1 protein-coding gene is annotated in these 1,110 nt (G+C 75.8%); it reads right to left on the bottom strand.

Annotated elements, in window-relative coordinates; translation table 11 throughout:
* Window positions 1-1,110: FtsX-like permease family protein (locus AB0I98_RS49885; protein WP_362953184.1), on the bottom strand; the 1,110-nt coding region annotated here is incomplete at both ends.

Here is a 1,110-nt window from a genome sequence, read left to right as displayed (position 1 = left end):
GGCCGCGGGCAGGGCGGCGAGAGCGGCGGCGCCCACCACGGCGGCCGCGCCGAACAGCACCAGGAGTACGGGCGACGGACCCTGAGCTATCCCGGCGCCGATGCCGCTGGACCTGCCCTGGGCGTCGATGATCCAGTGCGCGAGGGGCAGCCCCAGCGCTGTGCCGAGCAGGACCGCGGCTAGGGCGGTGCAGGCGGTGGCCGTGACGGTGACGGCGGTGATCTGCCGCGGGGTCAGGCCGACGGCCTTGAGCGCCAGCAGATCCCGCTCGCCCTCGCGGACGGTGCCGCCGATCGCGGTCAGCAGTTCGACGATCCCGATCAGCGCGAGGACGCCGATCAACGCGAGCACGACTCCGCGCAGCGATGACAGCCCGTCGGCCGGATTCGGCACGGCGTGCACGTCCAGGTGCCCGCGCGCGGCCGTGGCCAGATCGCCCGCGACCTCGCGGGGGGCGACGCCCGGCTGGAGGCGCAGCTGGTAGAGGGTGGGGCGCAGCCGGGGGTCGTTCTCGCGGAGGGTGTCGAGCGAGGTGGAGATGACCCGGCCGGCGTTGTCCGGCTCGATGCTGCGGCCCACGATGTGCAGGATCTGCGGTTGGTCGCCCACGGTCATCCGCACCCAGTCGCCGACGCGTACGTCCAGAAGGTCGAGCAGGCCCTGCCCGGCCACCGCCTCGTCCCGGCCGTGTGCCGGGCGGCCCTCGGCCAGGGCGTACGGGTAGGGGTCCTGGCGGGTGCCGAGACCACGGAGGGCGATCGTGGCGGTCTGGCCCGGTACCAGGGCCGCCACCTCGACGCCCGGGTGGGCCGCGGCGATCCGCGGGTCGCGGTCGAGGAGGGCGCGGACGTCACGGTCGCCGACCTCGCCGTCGGGGCGGACGGTGAGCGCGGCGGCGAGGCCGACCTGGTCGGGCCTGCTGTGGAAGCGGTCGATGGTGGTCCAGGCGCTCATCGCCACCACGATCAGCAGCAGGGGCAGGGCGAGGCGGGCGACGGTGGCCGGCGTCCGTGGCCGGCGGGGGAACGCCTTGTGCCAGCCCAGGACCAGGGCCGGTGGTAGCCGCAGCCCGAGCGCCCCGCGCGCCAGACCCGACAGCCGACCGGCTGC

Source organism: Streptomyces sp. NPDC050211 (assembly GCF_040656035.1).
GTDB lineage: Bacteria > Actinomycetota > Actinomycetes > Streptomycetales > Streptomycetaceae > Streptomyces.
This window is presented reverse-complemented; position numbering and strand designations above follow the sequence as displayed.